We start from the raw sequence: 1,859 nt of genomic DNA, 5'->3' as shown, positions 1-1,859 counted from the left end.
GGTTCTTTCCATTGTTAGTTGAATTCAAAGTATTAAATTGATATGATATGTATATAGGTGGAGGTAGCAAACAAATGAAAGATTTTATTACTGCATTAGATCCGAATTATCAACTTGACAAATATCATATCAAAAATAATGTTGCTGTATTTTATATTAGCTCCAAGATGAGTGAAGTAAAATGTCCTTATTGTGGTACTCTTTCATCAAAGGTACATTCATCTTATGAAAGAGAAATTCAAGATCTTCCTATGCAAAATAGAAAGGTAATACTTCTTGTGAAAACTAGAAAAATGTTTTGTTCTAATTGCAAATGTGAAAAGAAAACATTTTCTGAGTGTCATCCATTTGTAGAAAATAATGGAAAGAAAACCAGAAGACTTGTTCAGAATATATTATTTACATCAGCACAGCTTAGTTCTGTGAATGCAGCAAAGATTCTAAAATCAAACAGTATAGAAGTTGGAAAAAGCAGTATCTGTTCTTTGCTTAAAAAAAATGCCATCAATTGTGGATAAGTCTTCTGTAAAAAAAGTTTGTGTTGATGACTTCGCGTTGCGCAAACGGTTTTCGTATGGAACAGTGATGGTTGATTTGGAAAGTCATAAGATAATCGATTTGATTCCAACTCGAAATACTAATGAAGTAAAAGAGTGGTTGTCAAAATATCCTAATATTGAAGTTATTTCTAGAGATGGTACACAGTTGTATGCAAATGCAGCAGAAAGATCGCATCCTGGTATAACCCAAGTAAGTGACAGATTCCACATAATAAAGGGACTGACTGAGGCTATAACAAAGTATATGATAAGAACATTTCCTGCACGTATAGAAATTCCAGCAGTAAGCGCTGAAGCTGATGAAATTTTAAAATTACATAACATAAATAATCGCAAAGAACGTGTTAGTTTTGCTCACCAAAAACGTTCGGAAAATATGACAGTCAATGAAATCGCATTATTATTGCACTCCTCCGTAAAAACAGTTCAAAAATATTTGATGCTCGATCCTGATGAAATTGAAAATAGGACAATTGTAAAGGAAAAGAAACATCTATTAGCTATGAAACAGAAACAAAATGAAGTTAATGAGGCAAGAGCATTAGCAAAAAAAGGGGTGCCTATAGAAGAAATAGCCAAGACTATGCATCATACCTGTAAAACGATACAAAGATATTTATCTCCAGATTATTCTGTTGAAGATGGACATTATAATGCTCGTATTCCAGGAAAGCTTGCACCATATGAAGCTGAAGTAATTAAGTTAAGAAGCGAAGGAATGACTTATCCCAATATTCATAAAATTATTACCGAAAAAGGTTATAAAGGTTCAGTTGCATCCTTAAGGATGTTCATTCAAAAAGAACGTATTCGAAATGAAGCACATTTAAGTCAACAAGAGACCTGCTCGGATTATCAATCGAAAGAATACATTCAGAGAAGATCTTTGATACAATTAATCTATAAGGGATTAAGTGATGTCAAGACAATTACCAAAACACAATATGAGCAAGTTCTTAAAACGTACCCAGTGATTACTGAATTATATGCTGCAATAAAAGAATTCTATGAAATACTATATTCAAGGCGCGACGAAAGATTAGAAACATGGCTTGAAAAAATAGAAAATTTTAACATACCTGAGCTACAGACCTATGTTAACGGCATAAGAATTGATATTAATGCGGTAAAAAACGGGATAAAATTAAAGTATAATAATGGACTTGCCGAAGGAAGTGTCAACAAAATTAAAGTAATTAAGAGAATTATGTACGGACGAAATAGTTTTGATTTATTAAAAGCAAAAGTGCTTTTACACGAGCACTTTCGCTGTGAATTCAACTAACAATGGAAAGAACC

At 32.3% G+C, this 1,859-nt stretch carries 2 protein-coding genes; both read left to right on the top strand.

All coding sequences use genetic code 11. The features are described from left to right. The first annotated feature begins 74 nt into the window (after window positions 1-74). Window positions 75-518 (top strand): transposase family protein, encoded by a 444-nt coding sequence (locus LI126_RS14555; RefSeq protein WP_028087929.1) that lies wholly within the window; start codon window positions 75-77, stop codon window positions 516-518. Then, window positions 463-1,845, top strand: coding sequence for an ISL3 family transposase (locus tag LI126_RS14550; RefSeq protein WP_227165649.1), 1,383 nt, complete (start codon window positions 463-465; stop codon window positions 1,843-1,845). Before LI126_RS14555 ends, LI126_RS14550 begins: the two co-directional genes overlap by 56 nt. Window positions 1,846-1,859 lie beyond the last annotated feature (14 nt).

It is taken from the genome of Mediterraneibacter sp. 210702-DFI.5.30, from assembly GCF_020560115.1.
Lineage (GTDB): Bacteria > Bacillota > Clostridia > Lachnospirales > Lachnospiraceae > Mediterraneibacter > Mediterraneibacter faecis.
Note: the sequence above shows the minus strand (reverse complement) of the source record. Positions and strands in the feature narration are given on the sequence as shown.